This is a genomic window from Erwinia sp. AC075, assembly GCF_979253995.1.
The window spans coordinates 1,600,514-1,622,028 of the sequence record NZ_CEEDEU010000001.1; the positions used below are offsets into that span (position 1 = coordinate 1,600,514).

Genomic DNA, 21,515 nt, shown 5'->3' on the forward strand with positions numbered 1-21,515 from the left:
GAATTTATCAGTGTAATCATCCGCCCCGCCGCTATTAACTTATCTTTAACACTTCCGGGCGGTGCGCGGGCGACATATGAAAAAACACTTGCCTGATGTGGCCCGATGAGCGAAATTAATCGCCGCTTTTCCACTCTTATAATCATGCGGCGAATGCCCACCTTGAATGACGACGACTTATTTTCTATGTCGAATCAGGATACGAACTCCAGAGGTACCAGTGTCAACTGCAAACAAACATCCCGAGGCAAGCAGCCTCAATGCGTTCAAGCAACCTAAATCGTTCTACCTGATCTTCTCAGTCGAACTGTGGGAACGCTTCGGTTATTACGGCCTGCAAGGCATCATGGCCGTCTACCTGGTGAAACAGCTGGGCATGTCAGAAGCCGACTCGATCACCCTGTTCTCCTCATTCAGTGCGCTGGTTTACGGTCTGGTTGCCGTCGGCGGCTGGCTGGGCGATAAAGTGCTGGGCACCAAACGCGTTATCGTTTTGGGTACGCTGGTTCTGGCTCTGGGCTACGCGCTGGTCGCCTGGTCAGGTCATGACGTCGGCCTGGTGTATATCGGCATGGCAACCATTGCCGTCGGTAACGGCCTGTTTAAAGCCAACCCGTCCTCCCTGCTTTCAACCTGCTATGACAAAGACGATCCCCGTCTGGATGGCGCGTTCACCATGTATTACATGGCGATCAACATCGGCTCCTTCTTCTCTATGCTCGCCACCCCGTGGCTGGCCGCGAAATTTGGCTGGAGCGTGGCGTTCTCACTGTCGTTTGTGGGCATGCTGCTGACGCTGGTCAACTTTATGATGTTCCGCAAGTGGGTGAAGAATTACGGCTCTAAGCCGGACTTCCAGCCGCTGCACATCGGCAAACTGCTGGCAACGCTGGTCGGTGTCGCCGCGCTGGTGGTGCTGGCGACCTGGCTGCTGCATAACCAGGGCATCGCACGCCTGGTGCTGGCCGTGATTGCTGCCGGTATCGTGTTGATTTTCGCCAAAGAAGCCTTCGCCATGAAAGGGGCGGCCCGTCGTAAGATGATCGTCGCTTTCATCCTGATGGTTCAGGCGGTGGTGTTCTTCGTTCTGTATATGCAGATGCCAACCTCGCTGAACTTCTTTGCCATCCGCAACGTTGAGCACAGCATTCTCGGTATCGCGTTTGAGCCGGAGCAGTTCCAGGCCCTGAACCCGTTCTGGATCATGATTTTCAGCCCGATTCTGGCCGCCATCTATAACAAGATGGGCGATCGCATGCCGATGCCGCACAAGTTTGCGCTGGGGATGATCCTCTGCTCCGCCGCCTTCCTGGTGCTGCCAATGGGCGCGAAATTCGCTAACCAGATGGGCATCGTTTCCGTTAACTGGCTGATCCTCAGCTATGCGCTGCAAAGCGTCGGCGAGCTGATGATTTCCGGTTTGGGCCTGGCGATGGTTGCGCAACTGGTGCCGCAGCGTCTGATGGGCTTTATTATGGGTTCATGGTTCCTGACCACTGCCGGAGCAGCGATGATTGCCGGTAAGGTAGCGAACCTGATGGCGGTGCCGGAAAACATCACCGACCCACTGCAGTCGCTGCACGTTTACGGTGATGTGTTCTTGCAGATTGGGGTGGCAACCGGTGTGATTGCTATTCTGATGATGCTGACCGCGCCTAAGCTAAACCGCATGACTCAGGACGACCAACAGTCTGAGCTGAAAGAAGCCAAGATCTAATCCAACGTGGTTAAGCGAATAAGGGCGACGTGATGTCGCCCTTTTTTATGCCCGTTATCCGGCGGCCAGGGAAGAGTCAGCAAACTCCACCCGCAGTCCGGCAGCAGGAAATAGCTGACGCAGTCGGGTGACGTTTTCAATCTCAACCTGCCAGTAACGTTCGGTCAGCCCCTGCGCAGGCGACTGCCACTCAATCTCGGCCCGTCCCTGAATATGCAGCGCAGCGCCCTGATGAAAGTCCAGCAGCAGCAGTGCGCATCGCGGTTCAACCAGCAAATTGCCCAGCGTGTTCATATAGCGGTTACCGCTGTAGTCCGGGATGCGTAATTTACCCTGCTGCACGGTGATAAAGCCTGGCAGACCTCCCCGGTGCGAAATGTCCACACCGCCCACGCCATTCTCGCGCTGGGCATAGCTGGCAACAAAAAAGGTGTCGGTGGCGGCAATCAGATAGCGGGCATCGGCATCCAACGCCTGCAAAGGTTCAACCTCCACGCGCGGTATGCGCCCTTCGCTGCCGCCCGGGATGTCCCGCCGCTGGATGTAATTCGGACAGTTACCGAAACTTTCCAGGACGCGAATAGTGACCTGCCGATCGTTAACCGTCTCCACCACGCCATTCACCCGGTTGCGCCTTCTGTTTGAGAAGTCGATCCCCAACCCGCCAACGGGCATTCCCGGCTTCAGCAGCGGTAACAGTGGCGCGTCGTTAATCGCTTCCCGGGCTATCTCCAGCCGCGACGCATCATTGCTATCAAGAAAACCGGTCGAACCCTGCAATCGCATCGCGACAGGAAAGCCCGTTTCATCCAGCGCCGACAAATAAAAGGCATTCAGACCGGCGTAAAATTGCCGGTGCTGATCGGGCATGCTCGGATAGACGGCTGCCCGCACCGCACCATACCCCGCCTTCTGCTGCGCCAGTCTTTCACCCGGGTGGAACATGATTAACCTGCCTCAGGGATCGGCAGCGGAGGCAGGCCAACAAATCCAGGGATTGCCTCCACCTGCTGAATCCAGCGTTGAATGGCCGGGAACGGCGTCAGAGTGATGCCCCCTTCCGGCGCACAGGCAACGTAGGCGTAACAGGCCACATCGGCCAGCGTCGCCTGCTCGCCCACCAGCCAGCGTCTGCCGCTGAGATGTTGCGCCATCTGTGGCAGGAATTTCGCCGCCACGCTCTTTGCCGAGTCGTAGTTTTCCGGCGTGGAAAACTGTTTGATCAGCCTGGCCGACGCCACGCCATAGCGGATCTCGCCCGCGGCCTTCGCCAGCCACTGGTGGACCTCCACTTCCTGTTTGAGATCCTTTGGCAACCACTGGCTGTCTGGCGCATAGCGCTTCACCAGCCAAATCAAAATGGAGTTGCTGTCGACAATCGCCGTGCCGTCATCGATCAGCACCGGTACCTGCCCGAGGGGGTTTACCGCAAGAAACTCGGCCGTTTTACGTTGCTCTGCGCCGGCCTCACGTTCTTCAAACGGCAAGTTCAGTAGCGTAAGCAGTAACTTAACGCGGTGGCCGTGGCCGGAAAGCGGTGTGGTGTACAACGTTAAAGCGGTCATGAGCGTCTCCTTTAGGGTTTAGATAAGCTTACTCTTGCGATAAACGAGGTAAAACCTGCAAAATGGCAATTCATAATTTCATTTATCGGAATAATCATGGACAAACTGGATGAGCTTGAGGTGTTTGTTGCCGTGGTTCAGCAGGGCAGCCTGGCGGGCGCGGCGCGAAAGCTGCGTCGTTCTCCGCCGGCCATTACCCGCGCGCTGGCGTCACTGGAGAGCCGCTTTGACGCCAGCCTGATTGAGCGAACCACCCGACACCTTTCGCCGACGCCCGCGGGCCTGGTGCTGTTTGAGCGTGCCAAAACCCTGCTTAACGACTATACGCTGGCGATCCAGGATGCCGCGCGCACCCAGCTAACCGGGCTGTTACGCGTGACGGCACCCGTACAGTTTGGCAGAAAGCACATTGCGCCGCTGGTGATGCAGTTTCTCGACAGCTATCCCGATATTCAGATTGAGCTTCTGCTGAACGACAGCTATCAGGACCTGATTGAACAGGGGCTGGATATGGCAGTCCGCATTGGGCAACTGCGCGACTCCTCGCTGGTGGCCGTTGAGGTGGGTAGCGTGCAGCGCATTGTGTTAGCCAGCCCGGCCTATCTGGCAACAGCAGGCACGCCGACATCGCCCGGCGATTTGGTTAATCACCTGCTGATTGCGGGCACCTCGATCAGTTCCAGCCGAGAGTGGCGGTTTGGCCCACCGGAAAATCAGGAGCGGGTACGCATCCAGCCGGCAATGATGGTGAATGAAGTGGAAACGCAGCTGATTGCAGCGCGTGCAGGCAAAGGGATCACCCGTCTGCTCTCCTATCAGGCGTTCGAAGAACTGCAACAGGGGCTGCTTTGTGAGGTGTTAGCCGATTACCGGCCGCCTGGCCTGCCGGTTCAGCTGGTTACGCAGAATTTGAAGTATATGCCTGCCCGCGTGCGGGCGTTCTGGGATATGGCGCGTGAAACGCTTCCCGCGTTGCCCTGTTTTCATCCGTCAGTCTGAGGTCGGCGTAATATCAGCCAGATAGTTTGCAGAAGTGCGCCGCCGGGCGCTGACTTTTTCACCAGTCAGCATTAAGCTTGGAAGATCTTTCGCCACTGAGCTAAAGGAGCACCGATGAAACTGTATTATAAGGCTGGCGCCTGTTCGCTTTCTCCGCATATCGTCCTGCAGGAAACAGGCCTCGATTTTACGCTGGTCGCCGTCGATTTGCAGAGCAAGAAAACCGAGCAGCAGGAAGACTATCTGCTGACCAATCCGAAGGGCCAGGTCCCGGCGCTGTTGCTGGATGACGGCACCGTGCTGACCGAAGGCGTTGCCATCGTTCAGTACCTCGCCGACCTGAAACCCGACCGCCATCTTCTGGCCCCCACCGGTCACCTGACGCGTTATCAGACCGTCGAATGGCTGAACTTTATTGCCACCGAGCTGCATAAAACCATTAGCCCGCTGTTTGGATCGGCGACTCCCGAAGCATACAAAACCCAGCTGCGCGAGAAACTGCACGGCAAGTTTAGCTGGGTGAATCAGCAACTGGAAGGTAAACAGTGGTTGATGGGGCTGAAGTTCAGCGTGGCGGATGCCTATCTGTTTACCATGGTACGTTGGGCAAAAGCCCTCAAGCTGGATCTGGCGGGTTTTGAGGAGCTGGAAAGCTGGTTTACGCGGGTAGCAGAACGTCCGGCGGTAGAAGCGGCGCTGAAGGCCGAAGGGATGTGATCGGACATTCAGCAGACATTCCCCTCAGCGATGGCGGCTGAGGGGGAAAACCATCAGAGCTTCATCGCACCAAAATGCTGTTGAGGATTGGCAATGGCATCCTGGGCTGCAACCAGCTGCAGCTCATACTCGCCCATCTCATGGGTTTTCAGCATCACTTCATATACCGCTGCGGTGATATGCTCCAGCGCCTCGCGCAGCGATTTGCCCTGCAGGATATCCACCAGCAGCAGGCCGCTGGTCAAATCACCCACGCCAACCGGCTGACGCACGCCAAAATCGACCAGCGGACGGCTGATATGCCAGGCTTCATCCGCAGTAACCAGCAGCATCTCAAAGCGATCGCTGCGCTGTCCGGCCCTGGCCAGATGCTTAATCAGCACCAGTTTCGGTCCCTGAGCAATCAGTTCGCGCGCCGTGGCGATCGCTTCCTCAACGTTGTTTACCGCGTGGCCACTGAGGATTTCGAGCTCGATCAGGTTCGGTGCGATGATATCGCTGGCGGGCATCGCCACTTTGGTATGAAACTCGGCCACGCCAGGTGCCACGATGCAGCCTTTTTCCGGGTGTCCCATCACCGGATCGCAGAAATACAACGCATCCGGATTTGCCGCTTTCACCAGACGGACGATCTCCATAATCTGCTCGCCCTGCTCTTCGGAACCCAGATAGCCGCTCAACACCGCATCGCAGGTCTTCAGCCGATCGATCTCGGCAATCCCTTTCACAATCTCCGTCAGATGCGTGGCCGGCATGACCATGCCGGCCCATTTGCCGTATTGCGTGTGGTTAGAGAACTGCACGGTGTTCAGCGGCCAAACGTTTGCGCCCATACGACGCATAGGGAATTCGGAAGCACTGTTTCCGGCATGACCAAAAACGGTATGGGATTGGATAGAAAGTATGTTTTTCATAGCGAAACCTGAACCCTGCCAAAAATAAAGGCCGGACAAGCCGGCCTGATAGAGGTTGTTTTATTACTTCCAGACGATCAGACAGTAGTTTTTCTTGCCGCGACGCAGCAGCGTAAAGCGGTCAAACAGGCGGTCGGTCTCGGCAAAGGTATATTCAGCGCTCAACTGCGGCTCGCCGTTGATGCTGACCGCTTTGGATTCGATCAGCTTACGCGCCTGACCGCGTGACGGGGCCAAATCGCCATCGACCATCGCCTGCTGGAGATCCTGACCGCGATCCAGCGCCACAAACGGTATGCCGTCCTGCGCCAGCTGTTCAAAGTCGGCTTCGGTCATTTCGCTCAGCGAGCCAGAGAACAGGCTTTTGGTAATACGTTCTGCCGCGGCCAGACCTTCCTCGCCGTGAACCAGACGGGTGACCCGCTCCGCCAGCACATACTGCGCGCGTGGGGCTTTACCGCTGTTTTTGTCTTCTTCTTCCAGCGCGTTGATCTCTTCCAGGCTCATGAAGGTGAAGAACTTCAGGAAGCGATAGACGTCGGCGTCAGCGGTGTTGATCCAGAATTGGTAGAACTTGTACGGGCTGGTTTTGCTGGCATCCAGCCACACCGCGCCGCCTTCGGTTTTACCGAATTTGGTGCCGTCCGACTTTGTGATCAGCGGAACCGTCAGGCCAAAGACCTGATTCTGATGCAGGCGACGGGTCAAATCGATACCGGAGGTGATATTGCCCCACTGGTCCGAGCCGCCAATCTGCAGCGCGACGCCGTGACGCTCGTTCAGGCAGGCAAAGTCATACCCCTGCAACAGGTTGTAAGAGAATTCGGTGAACGAGATGCCCTGATCGTCACGGTTCAGACGCTGCTTAACCGCTTCTTTATTGATCATCTGGTTAACGGAGAAGTGCTTGCCGATATCACGCAGGAAGGTCAGCACGTTCATGTTGCCGAACCAGTCGTAGTTATTGGCCGCAATCGCGCTGTTATCGCCACAGTCAAAGTCGAGGAACGGTGCAACCTGGTGACGAATTTTCTCGACCCACTCGCCGACCGTTTCGCTGGTGTTGAGCTTACGCTCATCCGCCTTGAAGCTCGGATCACCGATCAGGCCGGTTGCGCCGCCCACCAGCGCCACCGGACGGTGACCGGCATCCTGGAAGCGTTTCAGGCAGAGTAACGGCACCAAATGGCCCAAATGCAAGCTGTCGGCAGTAGGATCGAAGCCGCAATACAGCGCGATTGGCCCTTGCGCCAGTCGTTCTGCTAACGCGTCTTCATCCGTTACCTGGGCTATCAGCCCGCGCTCTTGCAATTGTTTGATCAGGTTACTGCTGGCCATCTGTGACTCCATGTAGAAAAGTCTGCACCTTAGCTGGTACACAGCTTTCCGCTGACTCGCGGAAGAAAAAATAAGGCATATAGAATAAAGCGCTGACGCACTCTGTGCCAGCGCTTAACGGGATTATTTCGCGGAATTACGGGGCGAGTCGGTCGATTTTCCAGCCGTCAGCATCACGCTGGTAGAAAAAACGGTCATGGAGGCGATGTTCACCGCCCTGCCAGAACTCCATCGAGTCAATTTTGATGCGGTATCCGCCCCAAAAGCTCGGCAAGGGCACTTCGCCCTGCTGGAACTTTTGCTTCAGCTCGAGGAATTTGCCTTCCAGCACGCCACGGGCAGAAATGCGGCTGGACTGTTTTGACACCCAGGCACCAATCTGGCTCTCACGCGGACGGCTGTGGAAGTATTTCAACACCTCAATCATCGACAGCTTTTCCACCGTGCCGAGCACCATCACCTGTCGCTCCAGCATGTGCCAGGGAAACAGCAGGCTGATGCGCGGGTTGGCTTCCAGATGATGCGCTTTCCGACTGCCGAGGTTGGTGTAGAACACCATGCCGCGCGGGTCGAAATGCTTTAACAGCACGATGCGCTGATAAGGCTGGCCGTGCTCGTCAACGGTGGCCACGCTCATCGCCGTCGGATCCGGCAGTTGGGCGTCCACCGCCTGGCCCAGCCAGTGTTCAAACAGCGCCAGCGGATCGGCAGGCAGATCGTTACGGCGCAGGCCGCCACGGGTATATTCACGGCGCAGATGGGCAATCTGCTGCAGGTTATCACTCTCGTTCATCGCTCAGGCTTCTGCTGACAGGGGGATGGCACATTGTGCGCCCGATCCCAATGGGTTTCAACGGCTTAACTGGCGTCCAGGCGACAGTCATTGATAATGATTTTATCGTTACGCTCGATAAATGCGCCGTCACCTTTCGACCAGAAAACATATTTCCCGTCACTGTAGCGCGTGCCGGAAGCGGCCTCCTGCTGTTTTAAGGTCAGCGGATTGCCATCAAGGATAAGGTTAACCTCCTGGCGCGCATTATCAAGGCTGACCGTTAACGGTAAGGTGCCGCAGGTGTAATGCAGGGTTTTCAGTTGTTCCGGCTCAGCGTGGAAATAGCTGCAGCCTGACAATAACGCCGCGGTGGTGACTAACAAAATGCGTTTCATTTTCTCTCCGGTGGACAGTGTTTAGCGGTAATGGCCTGGATTAGCCGGATAGATCGCCCCAAGCACTGAGGCTTCTCTGGCACCCGTGACGGACGGTAGATTGCCGGGCAGACCTGAAAGCGTGCGATAGGCCAGCCAGGCAAACGCCAGTGCTTCCATATCATCGCCGCTGATCCCGGCTTCGTCGGTGGTGCCCACTTCGGTTCCCGGCAGCAGAGATCCTAAACGTGACATCAGCATCAGGTTGCGGCTGCCGCCGCCGCAGACCAACAAGCGTTCACAGCCGCCACTCAGCATCACCTGTTCGGCAATGGTGGTGGCCGTCAGTTCCACCAGCGTGGCCTGAACATCCTGCGGTTGCAGGCCCGGGAACAGTGAGAGCTGTTGTTCTACCCAGCTCATATTGAAATACTCACGGCCGGTGGATTTCGGTGCCGGCAACGCAAACCACGGATCGGCCAGCATCTGTTGCAACAGCGGCATGACCACACTGCCCTGACCGCCCCATTCGCCGTCTTTATCGTAGCTTTTTTGCTGATGGCGCCAGATCCACGCATCAAGCAGCATATTGCCCGGGCCGGTATCGTAGCCGCCGATGGGCTTGCCGGGGATCAGCAGAGACAGATTGGCAATACCGCCAATGTTCAGCACCATCCGACGCTCTTCGGGATGCATCAGGATCGCCTGGTGGAAGGCGGGAACCAGCGGTGCGCCCTGTCCGCCTAGGGCCATATCGCGACGGCGGAAGTCGCCCACCACGGTGATCCCGGTAGCGGCAACAATTTGGTTATTATCGCCAATTTGCAGCGTGTTTGGCGCCTCACCCTGCGGTTCGTGCCAGACGGTCTGTCCGTGGCAACCAATCGCGGTGATGTCCTCACGCTCTAACCCTTCACGCTGGATGAGGGTTTGAACCGCTTCGGCAAATACCCTGCCCAACTGCGTATCAATCTGTCCAAGCTGTGACAGGGTTAACGACTGTCCCTGGCAGATGGATAAAATTGCCTGGCGCAAGGCGGCAGGCAGCGGATGACAGTAGCTGGCCTGCTGCGCCACCATACGCTCATCTATCGCCGCCAGCACCACGTCAATGCCATCCAGGCTGGTTCCGGACATAACGCCGATATAACGTCCTGATCTCATGGTTTCGCCTTACCTGCTTTAGGTGTAAAAAGGATCCTGCATATAGCCTCGCAAAATTAACCAGGCAATTCTATGATTAACTAGCCATTTTTGGAGCCTGTAGCGTTTTCTGGCGTGGTTGAGTCAATTTTGCAGCTGATTGAGTCGGGGTTTATTCGTGCTGCGGTACACTTACCTCAGCAGTTTTTTTCCCCGAATCTTCGGCTCGTAACATATAATTACCCTATTGATCGCTGCACAGCTGACGGCAGCTAATGGATAACTAAGGAGTTTTAACGATGATAAAGCGCTTATTAATCGTGGCACTGACCGGCGTGACTTTGGCAGGATGCACCAACACTGACACGCTTTCTGGCGATGTTTACAGCGCCTCTGAAGCCAAGCAGGTGCAGAACGTCACTTACGGTACGCTGGTTTCCGTACGTCCGGTACAAATCCAGGGCGGTGATGACAGTAATGTGATCGGCGCAATCGGCGGTGCCGTGCTCGGTGGCTTCCTCGGTAATACGCTGGGTGGCGGTACGGGTCGCAGTCTGGCGACTGCCGCAGGTGCTGTTGCCGGTGGCGTTGCGGGTCAGGGCGTGCAGGGCGCGGTCAATAAATCGCAGGGTGTGGAGCTGGAAATCCGTAAGGATGATGGCAACACCATTATGGTGGTTCAGAAACAAGCGGCCAGCCGTTATGCTGTTGGTCAGCGTGTGACCATGGCGTCAAATGGTAGCCAGGTCACCGTTTCACCACGCTAAGTGATAAAAAAAACCGGCAATTGCCGGTTTTTTTATTCATCCCGATTTTGCAGTTCGAGAATGTTCTTTTCCAGACGGGCAATCAACGTCACCATCTTGTCTATCTCGCTTTGTGAGATGCCAGACAAAATATCATCACGGGTCGCATCAATTACATGCTCAACCTGAGTGATAACCGGCGCTGCTTCTACCGTCAGTTTGATACGCTTCGCACGACGGTCGCTTGCGCAGGTTGTGCGGGTAATCAGCCCCTTCTCTTCCAGCTGATCCAGCGTGCGGACCAGTGAAGGTTGCTCGATGCCAATCGCTTTGGCCAGTTGGATCTGAGACTGATCCGGTGGCAACTGGTGTATGTTGTGCAGCGTTACCCAGTGTGTTTGTGTCAGTTCCAGTGGTTTAAGGCGTTGGTCAATCAATGACCGCCAGATACGCACCAATCGCGAGAGGTCTGATCCTAAAGGGGTATCCAATTTCATCTCCTTATAATTAGCTTGCTAGCTATTAAGCCTCATTTTAGACTATTCTGCGAGTTTACAGGACAAAATACAAATTCATCCGTCATGAAACGTATTGATTACCCGGCGCCGTTAACGGCCAGGCAAGAAGGATTTCTTCCGTGGATAACGCACATTTTTCATCTCCATCACCGCTAACCGATTTAGTGTTCGGTGCTTCGGTCTATTTTCCACCGCTGTTTAAGGCCGTGCTGCTGGGCTTTTTCATCTGGTTGCTGCTCCATCCGCTGCTGCGAGGCTGGATCTATTCAGGCGAAATCTGGCATCCCACGCTGTTAGACCTCTCCCTTTTTATTCTCTGCGTCAGCGCTTCGCTGTGGCTGCTTATCTCCTGGTGATCGCATGAAATTCAGCACGTTAAAATATTTTTCCACGGTTATTTTCTTTGCTGCTGCCCTGCTCGCCGGCTGGTGGCTGTGGAACTACTATATGCAGTCGCCCTGGACACGAGACGGCAAAGTCCGCGCCGAACTGGTAAACATTACGCCGCAGGTGTCTGGCCGCATTGAGCAACTGCTGGTGAAAGATAACCAGTTCGTTACCAAAGGCACCAAACTCTTAGTGCTGGATGATGAACCCTTTCGCATTGCCGTGTTAAATGCTCAATCTCAATTAGCAAAGGCGCAATCTGACTTAGTCAAAGCGCAGCACGAGGCCCGTCGTCGCCAAAGCCTGCCGCGCAATGTCATTTCCGCTGAAGACCTGGATGCCGCCAACCTTACGGCTAAAGGAATGGATGCCGCAGCCAAAGCCGCGCAGGCAGAGCTGGATCAGGCCAACTGGAACCTGTCACAGACCCAGATTACCGCGCCGACAGATGGCTGGATCAGCAATCTGGTGATCCGCCCGGGCAATTATGCCACCAGCGGCACGCCGGTTTTCGCGCTGGTCGACAGCCACTCGTTCTATGTCATGGGCTACTTCGAAGAAACCAAACTGCGTCATATTCGTCCGGGCTACAAAGCCTCTATCCGGCTGTATAGCGACGATCGCGAACTGCAGGGCGAAGTCGAAAGTATTGGTCGCGCAATCTATGACCAGAGCGTGGAGACAGACAGCGGCCTGGTACCCGATATCAAACCCAACGTTCCCTGGGTGCGCCTGGCGCAGCGCGTGCCGGTGCGTATCCGCCTGACTGACGTTCCGGAAGATCTGCCGCTGGTCGCTGGCACCACCTGCACCGTTTCTGTTCAGCCATGAACCTGAGCTGGCTGGAATGGCAGAATCTGCCATGGATAAAAGCGACCCGCGGTCAGTGGCGCTACGCTTTACGTAACGCCATCGCCATGTGTCTGGCGCTGAGCATAGCTTATGGTCTGCAGCTTGATGAACCCTACTGGGCAATGACCTCCGCAGCGGTGGTCAGCTTTCCTACCGTCGGTGGCGTGATCAGTAAAAGCCTTGGACGTATTGCCGGCAGCCTGCTGGGTGCCAGCGCCGCGTTACTGATTGCCGGTCACACCTTGAATGAGCCCTGGCTGTTTGCGCTGGCGATGTCCGCCTGGTTGGCGCTCTGTACCTGGATTGCTAACCATTATCAGAATAACGTCGCCTATGCCTTCTCGCTGGCGGGCTACACCGCCGCCATCATTGCCTTCACTACGGTGAATATCACCGACATCAACGATCTGTGGGATATTACCCAGGCCAGGGTGTGTGAGGTGATCTCCGGCATTTTGTGCGGCGGGCTGATGATGATGGTCCTGCCCAGCACCTCAGACGGCGATGCGCTGATTAAGTCATTGAACGACATGCACACCAAGCTGCTGGAACATGCCGGATTACTGCTGCAAAAGGAAACCACGGACAATGTGCGCAGTGCTCACGAAAGTGTCATCAGCCAAATCCTGACCATGAATTTGTTGCGCATTCAGGCGTTCTGGAGCCATTACCGCTTCCGGCGACAGAACAACGTGCTTAATTACGTGCTGCACCAGCAGCTGCGCATGACCAGCGTGATTTCCAGCCTGCGCCGCATGCTGTTGAACTGGCCCGATCCGCCAGACGTGCTGTTTACCGCAATGCATGAATTGCTTAACGAGCTGGCAAAAAGTGACTGCAGTAAATACCGCCTGGCGCAGATCCTTAGCGCGGCGGCGCCAGGCGATAAAGGCGATTACCGCCATCAGGCTTTCTGGCACCGCTTGCGCTACTTCTGCTGGATGTATCTGAATATCAGCCGCTGGCTGCGATTATTTGAACGGGCAGATGCCGACACCAGCCTGTCGCCGCCTGCTGTCCCCGCCCTTGCCCGCCACACCGACAGCGCTGAAGCCAGTTGGAGCGCACTGAGAACCTTCGTGGTCATCATGCTCGGGTGCGCGTTTACCATCACAACGCAGTGGGATTCCGGGGATGCCGCCATCACCTTAGCGGCGATCAGCTGTGTGCTTTACTCGTCGGTGCCTTCGCCTACCAACAGCGTTTCCTTACTGTTAAAAACGTTGATGCTGTTGTCCGTGTTCAGCTTTATCATCAAATTTGGTCTGATGGTGCAGGTCAGCGTGCTGTGGCAGTTTTTGATTTTCCTGTTCCCGTTGCTGATCACGCTGCAGCTGTTTAAGTTGCAGCAAAAAAAACGGGCCAGCCTGTGGGCTCAACTGATTGTATTTGGCGGCTCATTCCTCGCCGTCACTAATCCGCCTACCTACGACTATCAGTCTTTCCTGAATGACAATATCGCCAAGGTGTGCGGCGTGATGCTGGCCTGGCTGGCGTTCCAGATCCTGCGTCCCAGTTCTGATAAGCGCCGCAGCCGCCGGCATATCCGCGCACTGCGTCGGGAATTTCTTGACCAGCTCAGCCGCCGTCCCCACCTCAGCCAGAGCAGTTTCGAATCGTTGATTTATCACCGCATCAATCAGCTCAACAGCAGCCGGGACGATCAGGCCAGGCTATGGCTGTTACGCTGGGGTGTGGTGTTGCTTAACTGTTCACATATTGTCTGGCAACTGAGGGAATGGGATTCCAATTCCCCGACATTGCTGGCGATACGCGATGCCACCCTGCGCGATCTCCATCAAATTATCAGCGAGCGTGGCGTTCATCACGGTTCATTGACCGAAACGCTGGATGAATTGCAGGCGATGGTGACGTCGTTAGCGGCGGAAGGCGGAGCACGGGAAACGGAGCTGGCGGGGATTATCTGGCGGTTGTTCTGTTCGCTATCGCAACTTCAGCAGGCGCTGCCAGAAGGCGCGCGCGCGCCTGCGTAAGACATCGGCCAGGTGAGTCCCGACCTAAAATAGCGTCGGCTGCTCGGGTTCTTCCGGCAGATCCACTTTCCCGGCCCGTTGCAGGCGCAGGAAACGTTGGCGGCAGAGGCGAATAACCTCCCGCTTTTGCGCATCGGTAAACTTCATCCAGTTGAATCGCTCGTCACGACTGCGCAGGCAACCGCGACAATATCCGCGTTGGTCTGACTGGCAAATCCCGCGACAGGGACTTGGCACCGGGAAAAACTCAAGTTGTTCAGCCACTGCCCCTCCTGATGGATGCAATGCCTCTATTGAAGATCGGTTATCGGTTGTCTGCAAGTCTGAGTGCCGTTTTTTTATCCAATACCCACACGCCCTGGTGCCGGAATGAGCAGTTTGTGCCGGGCGGAACCCGGCCGATTTGTAACAGACCGATCGGTCTGTTACTCTGTGCGCCATGAAAACGATTCGATCCGACACCCGAGAACATATCCTGCTTACCGGAGAACAGTTGTGCGTACAGCGCGGCTTCAATGGCATGGGATTGATCGAGCTGTTGAAAGTGGCTGAAGTGCCAAAAGGATCGTTTTATCACTACTTCCCCTCAAAAGAGGCGTTTGGAGTAGCGATGCTTGAACGTTATTTTGCCGTTTATCATCAACGTCTTCAGGCGTTTCTGGATGATCATCAGGGCAATCAACGCCAACGCATCCTCGATTATTACCAGCAATCGTTGAATACTTTCTGTCAGGAAAGTGCCTTCGCAGGTTGCTTATCAGTGAAACTGTCAGCTGAAGTGTGCGATCTGTCTGAACCGATGCGTATCGCACTAGATGCCGGTTCTAAAGCGCTGATCGCCACGCTAAAGCAGGCAGTTGAACGTGCGGTGCAACAAGGAACACTGACTCTGGTCAACTCCTCTGAAGCCTGCGCACAGAATCTTTATATGCTGTGGCTGGGTGCCAGTCTGCAAAGTAAAATCTCCCGTGACAGTTCGCCGCTGGTGAATGCGTGGGAGGAGATGACGCGGATGCTGCCAGAACCACATTAAAAAAAAACACCATGACTAGTCGACCGGTCTACCAGGAGTAAGTAATGGAATTGAAGAAGCTGTTTACCCCGTTAAAATTGGGTGCGATCACCGTTCCGAACCGCGTATTTATGGCGCCACTGACTCGCCTGCGTAGCATTGAACCGGGTGATGTCCCAACGCCGTTAATGGGCGAATACTATCGCCAACGCGCCAGTTCCGGACTGATCATCTCTGAAGCAACCCAAATTTCTGCCCAGGCCAAAGGCTATGCCGGTGCGCCTGGCCTGCACTCTTCCGAACAGATTGCTGCCTGGAAAGCGATTAACGCCGGGATCCACCAGGATGGCGGTCACAGCGCAGTACAGCTGTGGCACACCGGCCGTATTTCGCATACCAGCGTGCAACCAGAAGGCAAAGCGCCGATCTCCTCTTCTGCTATCAATGCAGAAACCCGCACCTCGTTGCGTGATGAGCAAGGTCAGGCTATCCGTGAAGCGACGTCCACACCACGTGCCCTTGAGCTGGATGAAATTGCGGGCGTCGTCGCTGATTTCCGCAAGGCGGTGGAGAATGCCCGTGAAGCGGATTTCGATCTGGTTGAACTGCACTCTGCACACGGTTACTTAATCCACCAGTTCCTGTCCCCGGCCTCCAACCAGCGTAACGATATCTATGGCGGCAGCGTTGAAAACCGCACCCGCTTTGCGCTGGAAGTGGTTGATGCCGCGATCGCAGGCTGGAGCGCGGATCGTATTGGTATCCGTATTTCTCCGCTGGGCCCATTCAACGGCCTGGACAACGGTGAAGATCAGGAAGCTGCAGCGCTGTATTACATCGCTGAACTGGCTAAACGTAACCTGGCCTATCTGCATATCTCCGAGCCCGACTGGGCCGGTGGCAAGCCGTACAGCGAAGCCTTCCGTAAAGCGATTCGCGCGGTGTATCCCGGCGTAATTGTTGGTGCAGGTGCCTACACGGCGGATAAAGCCGAAGACCTGATCGAAAAAGGGCTGATTGATGCCGCTGCCTTTGGCCGCGTGTACATCGCTAACCCGGATCTGGTAGAGCGTCTGCGTGAAAATGCCCCGCTGAACGATCCTCGCCCTGAGCTGTTCTACGGCGGCGGCGCGGAAGGTTATACCGACTACCCAACCCTCGCGGGCTGATACCCGATTGCGTGATAAACAGGCTGCGCTGAGCGCGGCCTTTTCTTTTATCACCGCAAGTTGATGAATTTCCCGGCAGACAGAGCCTTCTGATTACCCTGCGGGCAAATCGTCGCTATACTTATTTTTTCCCCGTTATCGGATGATGACGTTTTACACCAAGAGGATGTTATGCGCTTACTTCACACCATGCTTCGCGTTGGCGATCTGCAGCGTTCCGTTGATTTTTATACCAAAGTGCTGGGTATGCGCCTGCTGCGTACCAGTGAAAACACCGAATATAAATACACTCTGGCGTTTGTGGGTTACACCGATGAGAGCGAAGGCGCTGTTATCGAACTGACTTACAACTGGGGCGTAGACAGCTACAACCTGGGCGACGCTTACGGCCACGTCGCGCTGGGCGTTGATGATGTTGCAGCGACCTGCGATCGTATTCGCAATGATGGCGGTAACGTCACCCGTGAAGCTGGCCCGGTTAAAGGTGGCACCACCATCATCGCCTTTGTTGAAGATCCGGACGGCTACAAGATTGAACTGATTGAGAACAAGCACGCTGGCCACGGCCTGGGTGATTAATGTTCCGGGGTGCCATAATGGCACCCTTCTTCCCCCTTCCCCTGCTGCATCTCGTGGTGAAATTTGCCATAATGCGCGCTGCATTTTTTCGCCAATGAGATCCTGATGTCTGAATCGAACGAACTGAACGCCCTCAGCAGCCGTTTTCGCGGTTTTTATCCGGTAGTAATTGATGTGGAAACCGCCGGTTTTGATGCGAAGACCAACGCATTACTGGAAATAGCCGCCGTCACCCTGAAAATGGATGAGAATGGCTGGCTGGAGAAGGACGAAACGCTCCATTTCCACGTTGAGCCGTTTGAAGGTTCCATTCTGCAACCCGAAGCATTGGCTTTTAACGGTATCGATCCGTCGAATCCGCTGCGCGGTGCAGTGAGTGAATATGATGCCCTGCATGCCATTTTTAAACTGGTGCGCAAAGGGATTAAGGATCACGGCTGCAATCGCGCCATTATGGTGGCCCACAATGCCACCTTCGACCTTAATTTCACCAATGCCGCTGCTGACCGTGCAGGGTTAAAGCGCAACCCGTTCCACCCCTTCGTGACCTTCGATACGGCGGCACTGAGCGGACTGGTGCTGGGACAAACCGTGTTGGCCAAGGCCTGCGCCGCTGCGGGAATGGCCTTTGACAGCAGCCAGGCACACTCCGCGCTGTACGATACCGTGCAGACTGCCGACCTGTTCTGTGAACTGGTAAACCGCTGGAAACGCCTCGGTGGCTGGCCGCTGCCGATCGCAGAAGAAAGCTAGCCTGCTAACTTTCAGCCATACTCTGCTGACCTAATGTGGAGATGCTGAATGAAAACAATTGCTGTCGTTGCGCCCGGTGCCATGGGATCTGCCATTGCCGGGCTGCTCACCCACCATCATCTTGAAGTGCTGACCTTAATCGAAGGTCGTTCCCAGGCAACAGCTGAACGCGCTAAACAGGCTGGGATGACGCCGGTCAGTGCGGAAGAATTGATGCGCGCCGATGTCATCCTCTCTATCGTCCCTCCCGCCTCAGCGGTGACGCTGGCGGAGTTTCTGGCTCCTCTGCTGAGTGCTGCCCAGACCAAACCCCTTTATGTCGACTGCAATGCCATCGGTGAAGATACCCTGAAACGGGTTGCCGCAACGATTGCGCCTACCCGCGCGGGGTTTGTCGATGGCGCGATTATCGGTCTGCCGCCGGCGTCCCCTGAAGATGAAAGTCCGCAATTTTGGTTTGCGGGCGATCGGGCTGACTCTCTGGCGGAACTGGAGAGGTTCGGATTGCGGGTCAAAATCATGCAGGCGCAGACTGGCGCGGCGTCGGCGTTAAAAATGTCCTACGCCGGGATCAATAAAGGCATCACCTTGCTGTCTGCGCTGATGCTGATTAACGCCAGTCGGGTGGGCGCTGCCGGAGCACTGCTTGAGGAAATGGAGGCGAGCCAGCCGGCACTGCTGGCGCGTTTGCGCAAGGCTATTCCGGATATGTACAGCAAGGCCTGGCGCTGGGCGCCAGAAATGGAAGAGATTGCGACGTTAAATGGCCGCGAATTGCCCGACGAGCCGCTTTTTCACGCCCTTGCCACCTTCTGCCGTCAGATGGCTGAGGATCAGCAACAAGGCGGAGATTTCACCGATCTGCTTAACGCTTTTCTGCAGCAGCAAAAATAAGCATAAAAAAAGGCAGGCGCTCATCACGCCTGCCTTTTCTGCTTCTGACGGGCTTATTCAGCGGCGTCAGAAGGGTATTTTTGCGCGGTATCTTTAATCAGCTGCTGCAGTTCACCCTGCTGGTACATCTGAATAATGATGTCGCAACCGCCGACCAGTTCACCGTCAATCCACAGTTGTGGGAAGGTTGGCCAGTTGGCGTATTTAGGCAGCTCAGCACGAATTTCTGGGTTCAGCAGAATATCAACGTAGGCAAAACGCTCGCCACAGGCTGAAAGTGCCTGAACGGCCTGGGCAGAGAAGCCACAGCTTGGCAGTTTTGGTGAGCCTTTCATGTACAGCAGAATCGGGTTTTCTGCTATCTGGCGCTCAATTTTTTCAATAGTACTCATAAATGGCTTCCTTAATCGGATACTTCGTGTCTATTTATTGTAGCGACTGTGCGGGCCCGATGAAAACGACATTTTTTAACAGTTGGGCACGCCCTCAGAGCCGCCAGCGTGCAGGCGATAGCGTTAAAATAACATTTTCCTATTGCTTTCGCTGGATTAATGCATGAGAAAAGCACAGGTTTTGCGCAGATAAACAGCTGATTTGGCTAATTTTTACAGTTTTTACTTGCTCTGTATCATTGAAACAAAAAAGACCTTACCTTTTGTTAATGAGTTAGATTAGAATTGCAAAATGACGCTGCTGAAAGGCAGAACTCCCTGTTTCTGGCAAGCTGTGGCCTCTGGTCGTAGCACAAACTGTTAATGGTAACGATGCGTTTACTTATCACGCTCTTCATGCTGGCCTTTGCCCAGCTGTTTTTCAATATGGCGCACGCATCGCCACATGCCCCTATTAATGCAAATCATCATAAGGCAGATAGCGGCACGCCTGCCCGAGAGGATGAGCGACGTAAACGCCGACCGGTTAAAGCCAACAGCACCAAAAAAGTTAAAGAATCCACCAGCAAAAAATCTCGCTTAACCTCAGTACAAAAGTTGAAGCTTAAAAAGAAACCTTCGCTGCAAACCGCCTCTGTTCAGACTGCCCCGTTGCACTCCAGCAAATACAAAAAGAAAACCACCTTAAACGCCGGAAAAAAACGCTATGGCCGCCATCGTGGCAAGGTTGTCGATACTGCTGAAGAGCTGACGTCAGACTCTGTTTCTGCGCCATTAAAGTTAAGTAAAGCTCACCGCGCCCGCTATCAAAAAGCCCGTGAAACCGCGATGACCAAACTGATGGGCCAGCTGGGTAAACCTTACCAATGGGGCGGAACGTCGCCTAAAACCGGCTTCGATTGCAGCGGCCTGGTGTGGTATGCCTACAAGGATTTAGTGAAGTTTAAAATCCCGCGCACGGCGAATGAGATGTATCACCTGCATGATGCGGCTTCGATAAAGCGTGATGAGCTGGAGAAAGGCGATTTAGTCTTCTTCCGCATTAACGGGCGCGAGACGGCAGATCATGTTGGCGTGTATCTGGGTGGTGGGAAGTTTATTCAGTCGCCACGTACTGGCAAGGATATTCAGGTCAGCGCTCTGGCAGATGATTACTGGCAGCGCCACTATATTGGTGCCCGCCGGATGATGACGCCAAAAACCATTCGATAGCGGAAATACTCAGAGCCGATCGTCAGACCGGCCCTGTTTGCACTTAATGCATAATCGCGGTGAAGCTAAACGCCATAATCATCAACAGTGCGCAAACCGTGGTCAGTAAAGAGAACTTCAGATCGGTATCCATTTTTAATCCTAAATAGCCCTACAGTTTATGATGCCATCAATTTTCCCATACTTGACGGTAAAAATCTCGTTTTCTCTGCCAAGCCTTGTTAGAATTCTTTTTTTGTTGCGCAACGGCCCGCACCTTAAGGTGTTTAGCGGTCTTTAATCAGCGCTTTTTCCTTCCTGACGACTCCGGACAGCAACTAAAAAACGACTTCAGACGTCAGGTTTTCGATCTCACCAGGCAAACGATTAACAACAGGCTTATCAAACAGTTAAGATAGGCGCAGGAGTAGTTATTTCATGGCAACAATTAAAGATGTGGCAAAGCAAGCCGGGGTGTCCACCACCACCGTCTCCCACGTCATCAACAAGACCCGTTTCGTTGCAGAAGAAACGCGGGAAGCCGTGTGGGCCGCCATTAAGGCGCTCCACTATTCACCCAGCGCGGTTGCCCGTAGTCTGAAGGTGAATCACACCAAAACCATCGGGCTGCTGGCTACTTCGAGCGAGGCGCCCTATTTCGCCGAAATTATTGAAGCCATTGAAAACCGCTGTTTTGCCAAAGGCTACACGCTGATCCTCGGTAACGCCCACAATGATCTTGCCAAGCAGCAGGCCTATCTGTCGATGATGGCGCAGAAACGCGTGGATGGCCTGCTGGTGATGTGTTCCGAATACCCGGACGAGCTGATCACCATGCTAGAAGATAACCGCAATATTCCTATGGTGGTGATGGACTGGGGCAAATCGCGCGGTGACTTTACCGATACGGTAGAAGACAACGCCTTTGAAGGCGGTTATCTGGCTGGCCGTTATCTGATCGACCGTGGGCATCGAGATATTGGTGTCATACCCGGTCAGATGGAGCGTAACACCGGCGGTGGCCGTCTTGCCGGATTTATGAAAGCATTGTCTGAAGCGGGGATTACCTTGCGTGACGAGTGGCTGGTTCAGGGCAATTTCGAACCTGAATCAGGTCACCAGGCGATGCAGCAAATCCTCTCGCAGAAGCAGCGTCCAACGGCGGTGTTCTGCGGTGGCGATGTGATGGCGATGGGCGCAATTTGTGCGGCTGATGAGATGGGCCTGCGCGTTCCGCAGGATATATCGGTGATCGGGTACGATAACGTACGCAACGCCCGTTACTTCACACCGGCCCTGACCACGGTTCACCAGCCAAAAGAACAGCTGGGCGAAACCGCCTTCGATATGCTGTTAGATCGTATCACCAGCAAGCGTGAAGAACCGCAGACGATTGAAGTACATCCTACGTTGATCGAACGCCGTTCGGTTGCCGATGGTCCCTTCCTGGACTATCGCCGCTAGTCCCGCTCAGTGCTGAGGGCGA

25 protein-coding genes are annotated in these 21,515 nt (G+C 55.0%); 14 read left to right on the top strand and 11 right to left on the bottom strand.

From position 1 onward, the window contains the following. Positions 1 to 220: 220 nt before the first annotated feature. Complete coding sequence (dtpA, locus tag AC0IXH_RS07465; protein ID WP_471720275.1) at positions 221 to 1,717, top strand: dipeptide/tripeptide permease DtpA; 1,497 nt, start codon at positions 221 to 223, stop codon at positions 1,715 to 1,717. Between the two features lie 54 nt (positions 1,718 to 1,771). Here dtpA and AC0IXH_RS07470 read toward each other — a convergent pair whose 3' ends face one another. Continuing rightward, complete coding sequence (locus AC0IXH_RS07470) at positions 1,772 to 2,662, bottom strand: pyridoxamine 5'-phosphate oxidase family protein (protein WP_471720276.1); 891 nt, start codon at positions 2,660 to 2,662, stop codon at positions 1,772 to 1,774. 2 nt (positions 2,663 to 2,664) lie between these two features. Next, complete coding sequence (locus AC0IXH_RS07475; RefSeq protein WP_471720277.1) at positions 2,665 to 3,282, bottom strand: glutathione S-transferase; 618 nt, start codon at positions 3,280 to 3,282, stop codon at positions 2,665 to 2,667. Between the two features lie 96 nt (positions 3,283 to 3,378). Between AC0IXH_RS07475 and AC0IXH_RS07480 the strand changes: the two genes are divergently transcribed. Together AC0IXH_RS07480 and gstA are read left to right on the top strand one after the other, a co-directional pair. Then, a complete protein-coding gene (locus tag AC0IXH_RS07480) occupies positions 3,379 to 4,281 on the top strand; it encodes a LysR family transcriptional regulator (RefSeq protein WP_346598647.1) in 903 nt (300 codons plus the stop codon). A 114-nt stretch (positions 4,282 to 4,395) separates the two neighbouring features. After that, positions 4,396 to 4,998: a glutathione transferase GstA gene (gene gstA / locus AC0IXH_RS07485; protein WP_013201956.1), complete on the top strand. Its 603-nt coding sequence runs from the start codon at positions 4,396 to 4,398 to the stop codon at positions 4,996 to 4,998. Between the two features lie 53 nt (positions 4,999 to 5,051). Here gstA and pdxY read toward each other — a convergent pair whose 3' ends face one another. From pdxY to anmK, 5 genes are all read right to left on the bottom strand, one after another. Continuing rightward, positions 5,052 to 5,912 (bottom strand): pyridoxal kinase PdxY, encoded by an 861-nt coding sequence (gene pdxY / locus AC0IXH_RS07490; RefSeq protein ID WP_134824017.1) that lies wholly within the window; start codon positions 5,910 to 5,912, stop codon positions 5,052 to 5,054. A 63-nt stretch (positions 5,913 to 5,975) separates the two neighbouring features. Then, the gene (tyrS, locus tag AC0IXH_RS07495) at positions 5,976 to 7,250 is read right to left on the bottom strand and encodes a tyrosine--tRNA ligase (protein ID WP_134824016.1); all 1,275 of its coding nucleotides are present in this window, start codon (positions 7,248 to 7,250) and stop codon (positions 5,976 to 5,978) included. Positions 7,251 to 7,386: 136 nt separating this feature from the next. After that, positions 7,387 to 8,043, bottom strand: a complete 657-nt coding sequence (gene pdxH / locus AC0IXH_RS07500; RefSeq protein ID WP_013201953.1) for a pyridoxamine 5'-phosphate oxidase — start codon at positions 8,041 to 8,043, stop codon at positions 7,387 to 7,389. Between the two features lie 65 nt (positions 8,044 to 8,108). Beyond that, complete coding sequence (locus tag AC0IXH_RS07505; RefSeq protein ID WP_013201952.1) at positions 8,109 to 8,420, bottom strand: MliC family protein; 312 nt, start codon at positions 8,418 to 8,420, stop codon at positions 8,109 to 8,111. A gap of 21 nt (positions 8,421 to 8,441) precedes the next feature. Beyond that, positions 8,442 to 9,563: an anhydro-N-acetylmuramic acid kinase gene (gene anmK / locus AC0IXH_RS07510; RefSeq protein WP_471720278.1), complete on the bottom strand. Its 1,122-nt coding sequence runs from the start codon at positions 9,561 to 9,563 to the stop codon at positions 8,442 to 8,444. Positions 9,564 to 9,841: 278 nt separating this feature from the next. On the opposite strand from anmK, the gene slyB reads away from it, so the two are divergent. Beyond that, a complete protein-coding gene (slyB, locus tag AC0IXH_RS07515) occupies positions 9,842 to 10,309 on the top strand; it encodes an outer membrane lipoprotein SlyB (RefSeq protein WP_013201950.1) in 468 nt (155 codons plus the stop codon). 32 nt (positions 10,310 to 10,341) lie between these two features. Here the strand turns inward: slyB and slyA are convergent, their stop codons facing one another. Continuing rightward, positions 10,342 to 10,779: a transcriptional regulator SlyA gene (gene slyA / locus AC0IXH_RS07520; protein ID WP_041692287.1), complete on the bottom strand. Its 438-nt coding sequence runs from the start codon at positions 10,777 to 10,779 to the stop codon at positions 10,342 to 10,344. 146 nt (positions 10,780 to 10,925) lie between these two features. On the opposite strand from slyA, the gene AC0IXH_RS07525 reads away from it, so the two are divergent. The 3 genes from AC0IXH_RS07525 to AC0IXH_RS07535 are packed head-to-tail and all read left to right on the top strand — an operon-like array spanning position 10,926 to position 14,039. Continuing rightward, positions 10,926 to 11,162: a DUF1656 domain-containing protein gene (locus AC0IXH_RS07525; RefSeq protein WP_013201948.1), complete on the top strand. Its 237-nt coding sequence runs from the start codon at positions 10,926 to 10,928 to the stop codon at positions 11,160 to 11,162. A 4-nt stretch (positions 11,163 to 11,166) separates the two neighbouring features. Further along, a complete protein-coding gene (locus AC0IXH_RS07530; protein ID WP_151037601.1) occupies positions 11,167 to 12,024 on the top strand; it encodes an efflux RND transporter periplasmic adaptor subunit in 858 nt (285 codons plus the stop codon). Continuing rightward, positions 12,021 to 14,039, top strand: coding sequence for an FUSC family protein (locus AC0IXH_RS07535; RefSeq protein WP_471720279.1), 2,019 nt, complete (start codon positions 12,021 to 12,023; stop codon positions 14,037 to 14,039). Before AC0IXH_RS07530 ends, AC0IXH_RS07535 begins: the two co-directional genes overlap by 4 nt. 24 nt (positions 14,040 to 14,063) lie before the next feature. Here the strand turns inward: AC0IXH_RS07535 and AC0IXH_RS07540 are convergent, their stop codons facing one another. Then, entirely contained in the window at positions 14,064 to 14,303 is a 240-nt protein-coding gene (locus AC0IXH_RS07540) for a DUF1289 domain-containing protein (protein WP_041691996.1), read from the bottom strand. Between the two features lie 175 nt (positions 14,304 to 14,478). Here AC0IXH_RS07540 and AC0IXH_RS07545 point away from each other — a divergent pair, with 175 nt between their 5' ends. The 5 genes from AC0IXH_RS07545 to AC0IXH_RS07565 all read left to right on the top strand — a co-directional run bounded on the left by AC0IXH_RS07545 (position 14,479) and on the right by AC0IXH_RS07565 (position 18,446). Continuing rightward, entirely contained in the window at positions 14,479 to 15,072 is a 594-nt protein-coding gene (locus AC0IXH_RS07545; protein WP_346594747.1) for a TetR/AcrR family transcriptional regulator, read from the top strand. A 44-nt stretch (positions 15,073 to 15,116) separates the two neighbouring features. After that, positions 15,117 to 16,220 (top strand): alkene reductase, encoded by a 1,104-nt coding sequence (gene nemA / locus AC0IXH_RS07550; protein ID WP_134824010.1) that lies wholly within the window; start codon positions 15,117 to 15,119, stop codon positions 16,218 to 16,220. 171 nt (positions 16,221 to 16,391) lie between these two features. Next, positions 16,392 to 16,799 (top strand): lactoylglutathione lyase, encoded by a 408-nt coding sequence (gene gloA / locus AC0IXH_RS07555; protein WP_013201941.1) that lies wholly within the window; start codon positions 16,392 to 16,394, stop codon positions 16,797 to 16,799. 105 nt (positions 16,800 to 16,904) lie between these two features. Further along, complete coding sequence (rnt, locus tag AC0IXH_RS07560; protein ID WP_013201940.1) at positions 16,905 to 17,552, top strand: ribonuclease T; 648 nt, start codon at positions 16,905 to 16,907, stop codon at positions 17,550 to 17,552. Between the two features lie 48 nt (positions 17,553 to 17,600). Next, a complete protein-coding gene (locus AC0IXH_RS07565; RefSeq protein WP_471720280.1) occupies positions 17,601 to 18,446 on the top strand; it encodes an NAD(P)-dependent oxidoreductase in 846 nt (281 codons plus the stop codon). 53 nt (positions 18,447 to 18,499) lie between these two features. Here the strand turns inward: AC0IXH_RS07565 and AC0IXH_RS07570 are convergent, their stop codons facing one another. Further along, positions 18,500 to 18,838, bottom strand: coding sequence for a Grx4 family monothiol glutaredoxin (locus AC0IXH_RS07570; protein ID WP_013201938.1), 339 nt, complete (start codon positions 18,836 to 18,838; stop codon positions 18,500 to 18,502). A 372-nt stretch (positions 18,839 to 19,210) separates the two neighbouring features. On the opposite strand from AC0IXH_RS07570, the gene AC0IXH_RS07575 reads away from it, so the two are divergent. Further along, positions 19,211 to 20,050: a C40 family peptidase gene (locus AC0IXH_RS07575; RefSeq protein WP_053143553.1), complete on the top strand. Its 840-nt coding sequence runs from the start codon at positions 19,211 to 19,213 to the stop codon at positions 20,048 to 20,050. A gap of 43 nt (positions 20,051 to 20,093) precedes the next feature. Here AC0IXH_RS07575 and cydH read toward each other — a convergent pair whose 3' ends face one another. Then, positions 20,094 to 20,183: a cytochrome bd-I oxidase subunit CydH gene (cydH, locus tag AC0IXH_RS07580; RefSeq protein WP_041691995.1), complete on the bottom strand. Its 90-nt coding sequence runs from the start codon at positions 20,181 to 20,183 to the stop codon at positions 20,094 to 20,096. 284 nt (positions 20,184 to 20,467) lie between these two features. Here cydH and purR point away from each other — a divergent pair, with 284 nt between their 5' ends. Further along, positions 20,468 to 21,493 (top strand): HTH-type transcriptional repressor PurR, encoded by a 1,026-nt coding sequence (gene purR, locus AC0IXH_RS07585; RefSeq protein ID WP_013201936.1) that lies wholly within the window; start codon positions 20,468 to 20,470, stop codon positions 21,491 to 21,493. Positions 21,494 to 21,515: the final 22 nt, after the last annotated feature.

What these genes read in the sequence shown, in the direction of transcription:
- AC0IXH_RS07535 (WP_471720279.1), top strand. Translation starts at nt 12,021, where the DNA reads ATGAACCTGAGCTGGCTGGAATGGCAGAATCTGCCATGGATAAAAGCG.
- AC0IXH_RS07575 (WP_053143553.1), top strand. Translation starts at nt 19,211, where the DNA reads ATGCGTTTACTTATCACGCTCTTCATGCTGGCCTTTGCCCAGCTGTTT.
- pdxY (WP_134824017.1), bottom strand. Translation starts at nt 5,912, where the DNA reads ATGAAAAACATACTTTCTATCCAATCCCATACCGTTTTTGGTCATGCC.
- nemA (WP_134824010.1), top strand. Translation starts at nt 15,117, where the DNA reads ATGGAATTGAAGAAGCTGTTTACCCCGTTAAAATTGGGTGCGATCACC.
- purR (WP_013201936.1), top strand. Translation starts at nt 20,468, where the DNA reads ATGGCAACAATTAAAGATGTGGCAAAGCAAGCCGGGGTGTCCACCACC.
- AC0IXH_RS07565 (WP_471720280.1), top strand. Translation starts at nt 17,601, where the DNA reads ATGAAAACAATTGCTGTCGTTGCGCCCGGTGCCATGGGATCTGCCATT.
- rnt (WP_013201940.1), top strand. Translation starts at nt 16,905, where the DNA reads ATGTCTGAATCGAACGAACTGAACGCCCTCAGCAGCCGTTTTCGCGGT.
- AC0IXH_RS07545 (WP_346594747.1), top strand. Translation starts at nt 14,479, where the DNA reads ATGAAAACGATTCGATCCGACACCCGAGAACATATCCTGCTTACCGGA.
- anmK (WP_471720278.1), bottom strand. Translation starts at nt 9,563, where the DNA reads ATGAGATCAGGACGTTATATCGGCGTTATGTCCGGAACCAGCCTGGAT.
- AC0IXH_RS07505 (WP_013201952.1), bottom strand. Translation starts at nt 8,420, where the DNA reads ATGAAACGCATTTTGTTAGTCACCACCGCGGCGTTATTGTCAGGCTGC.
- gloA (WP_013201941.1), top strand. Translation starts at nt 16,392, where the DNA reads ATGCGCTTACTTCACACCATGCTTCGCGTTGGCGATCTGCAGCGTTCC.
- slyB (WP_013201950.1), top strand. Translation starts at nt 9,842, where the DNA reads ATGATAAAGCGCTTATTAATCGTGGCACTGACCGGCGTGACTTTGGCA.
- AC0IXH_RS07530 (WP_151037601.1), top strand. Translation starts at nt 11,167, where the DNA reads ATGAAATTCAGCACGTTAAAATATTTTTCCACGGTTATTTTCTTTGCT.
- AC0IXH_RS07475 (WP_471720277.1), bottom strand. Translation starts at nt 3,282, where the DNA reads ATGACCGCTTTAACGTTGTACACCACACCGCTTTCCGGCCACGGCCAC.
- AC0IXH_RS07470 (WP_471720276.1), bottom strand. Translation starts at nt 2,662, where the DNA reads ATGTTCCACCCGGGTGAAAGACTGGCGCAGCAGAAGGCGGGGTATGGT.
- AC0IXH_RS07480 (WP_346598647.1), top strand. Translation starts at nt 3,379, where the DNA reads ATGGACAAACTGGATGAGCTTGAGGTGTTTGTTGCCGTGGTTCAGCAG.
- cydH (WP_041691995.1), bottom strand. Translation starts at nt 20,183, where the DNA reads ATGGATACCGATCTGAAGTTCTCTTTACTGACCACGGTTTGCGCACTG.
- gstA (WP_013201956.1), top strand. Translation starts at nt 4,396, where the DNA reads ATGAAACTGTATTATAAGGCTGGCGCCTGTTCGCTTTCTCCGCATATC.
- AC0IXH_RS07570 (WP_013201938.1), bottom strand. Translation starts at nt 18,838, where the DNA reads ATGAGTACTATTGAAAAAATTGAGCGCCAGATAGCAGAAAACCCGATT.
- tyrS (WP_134824016.1), bottom strand. Translation starts at nt 7,250, where the DNA reads ATGGCCAGCAGTAACCTGATCAAACAATTGCAAGAGCGCGGGCTGATA.
- pdxH (WP_013201953.1), bottom strand. Translation starts at nt 8,043, where the DNA reads ATGAACGAGAGTGATAACCTGCAGCAGATTGCCCATCTGCGCCGTGAA.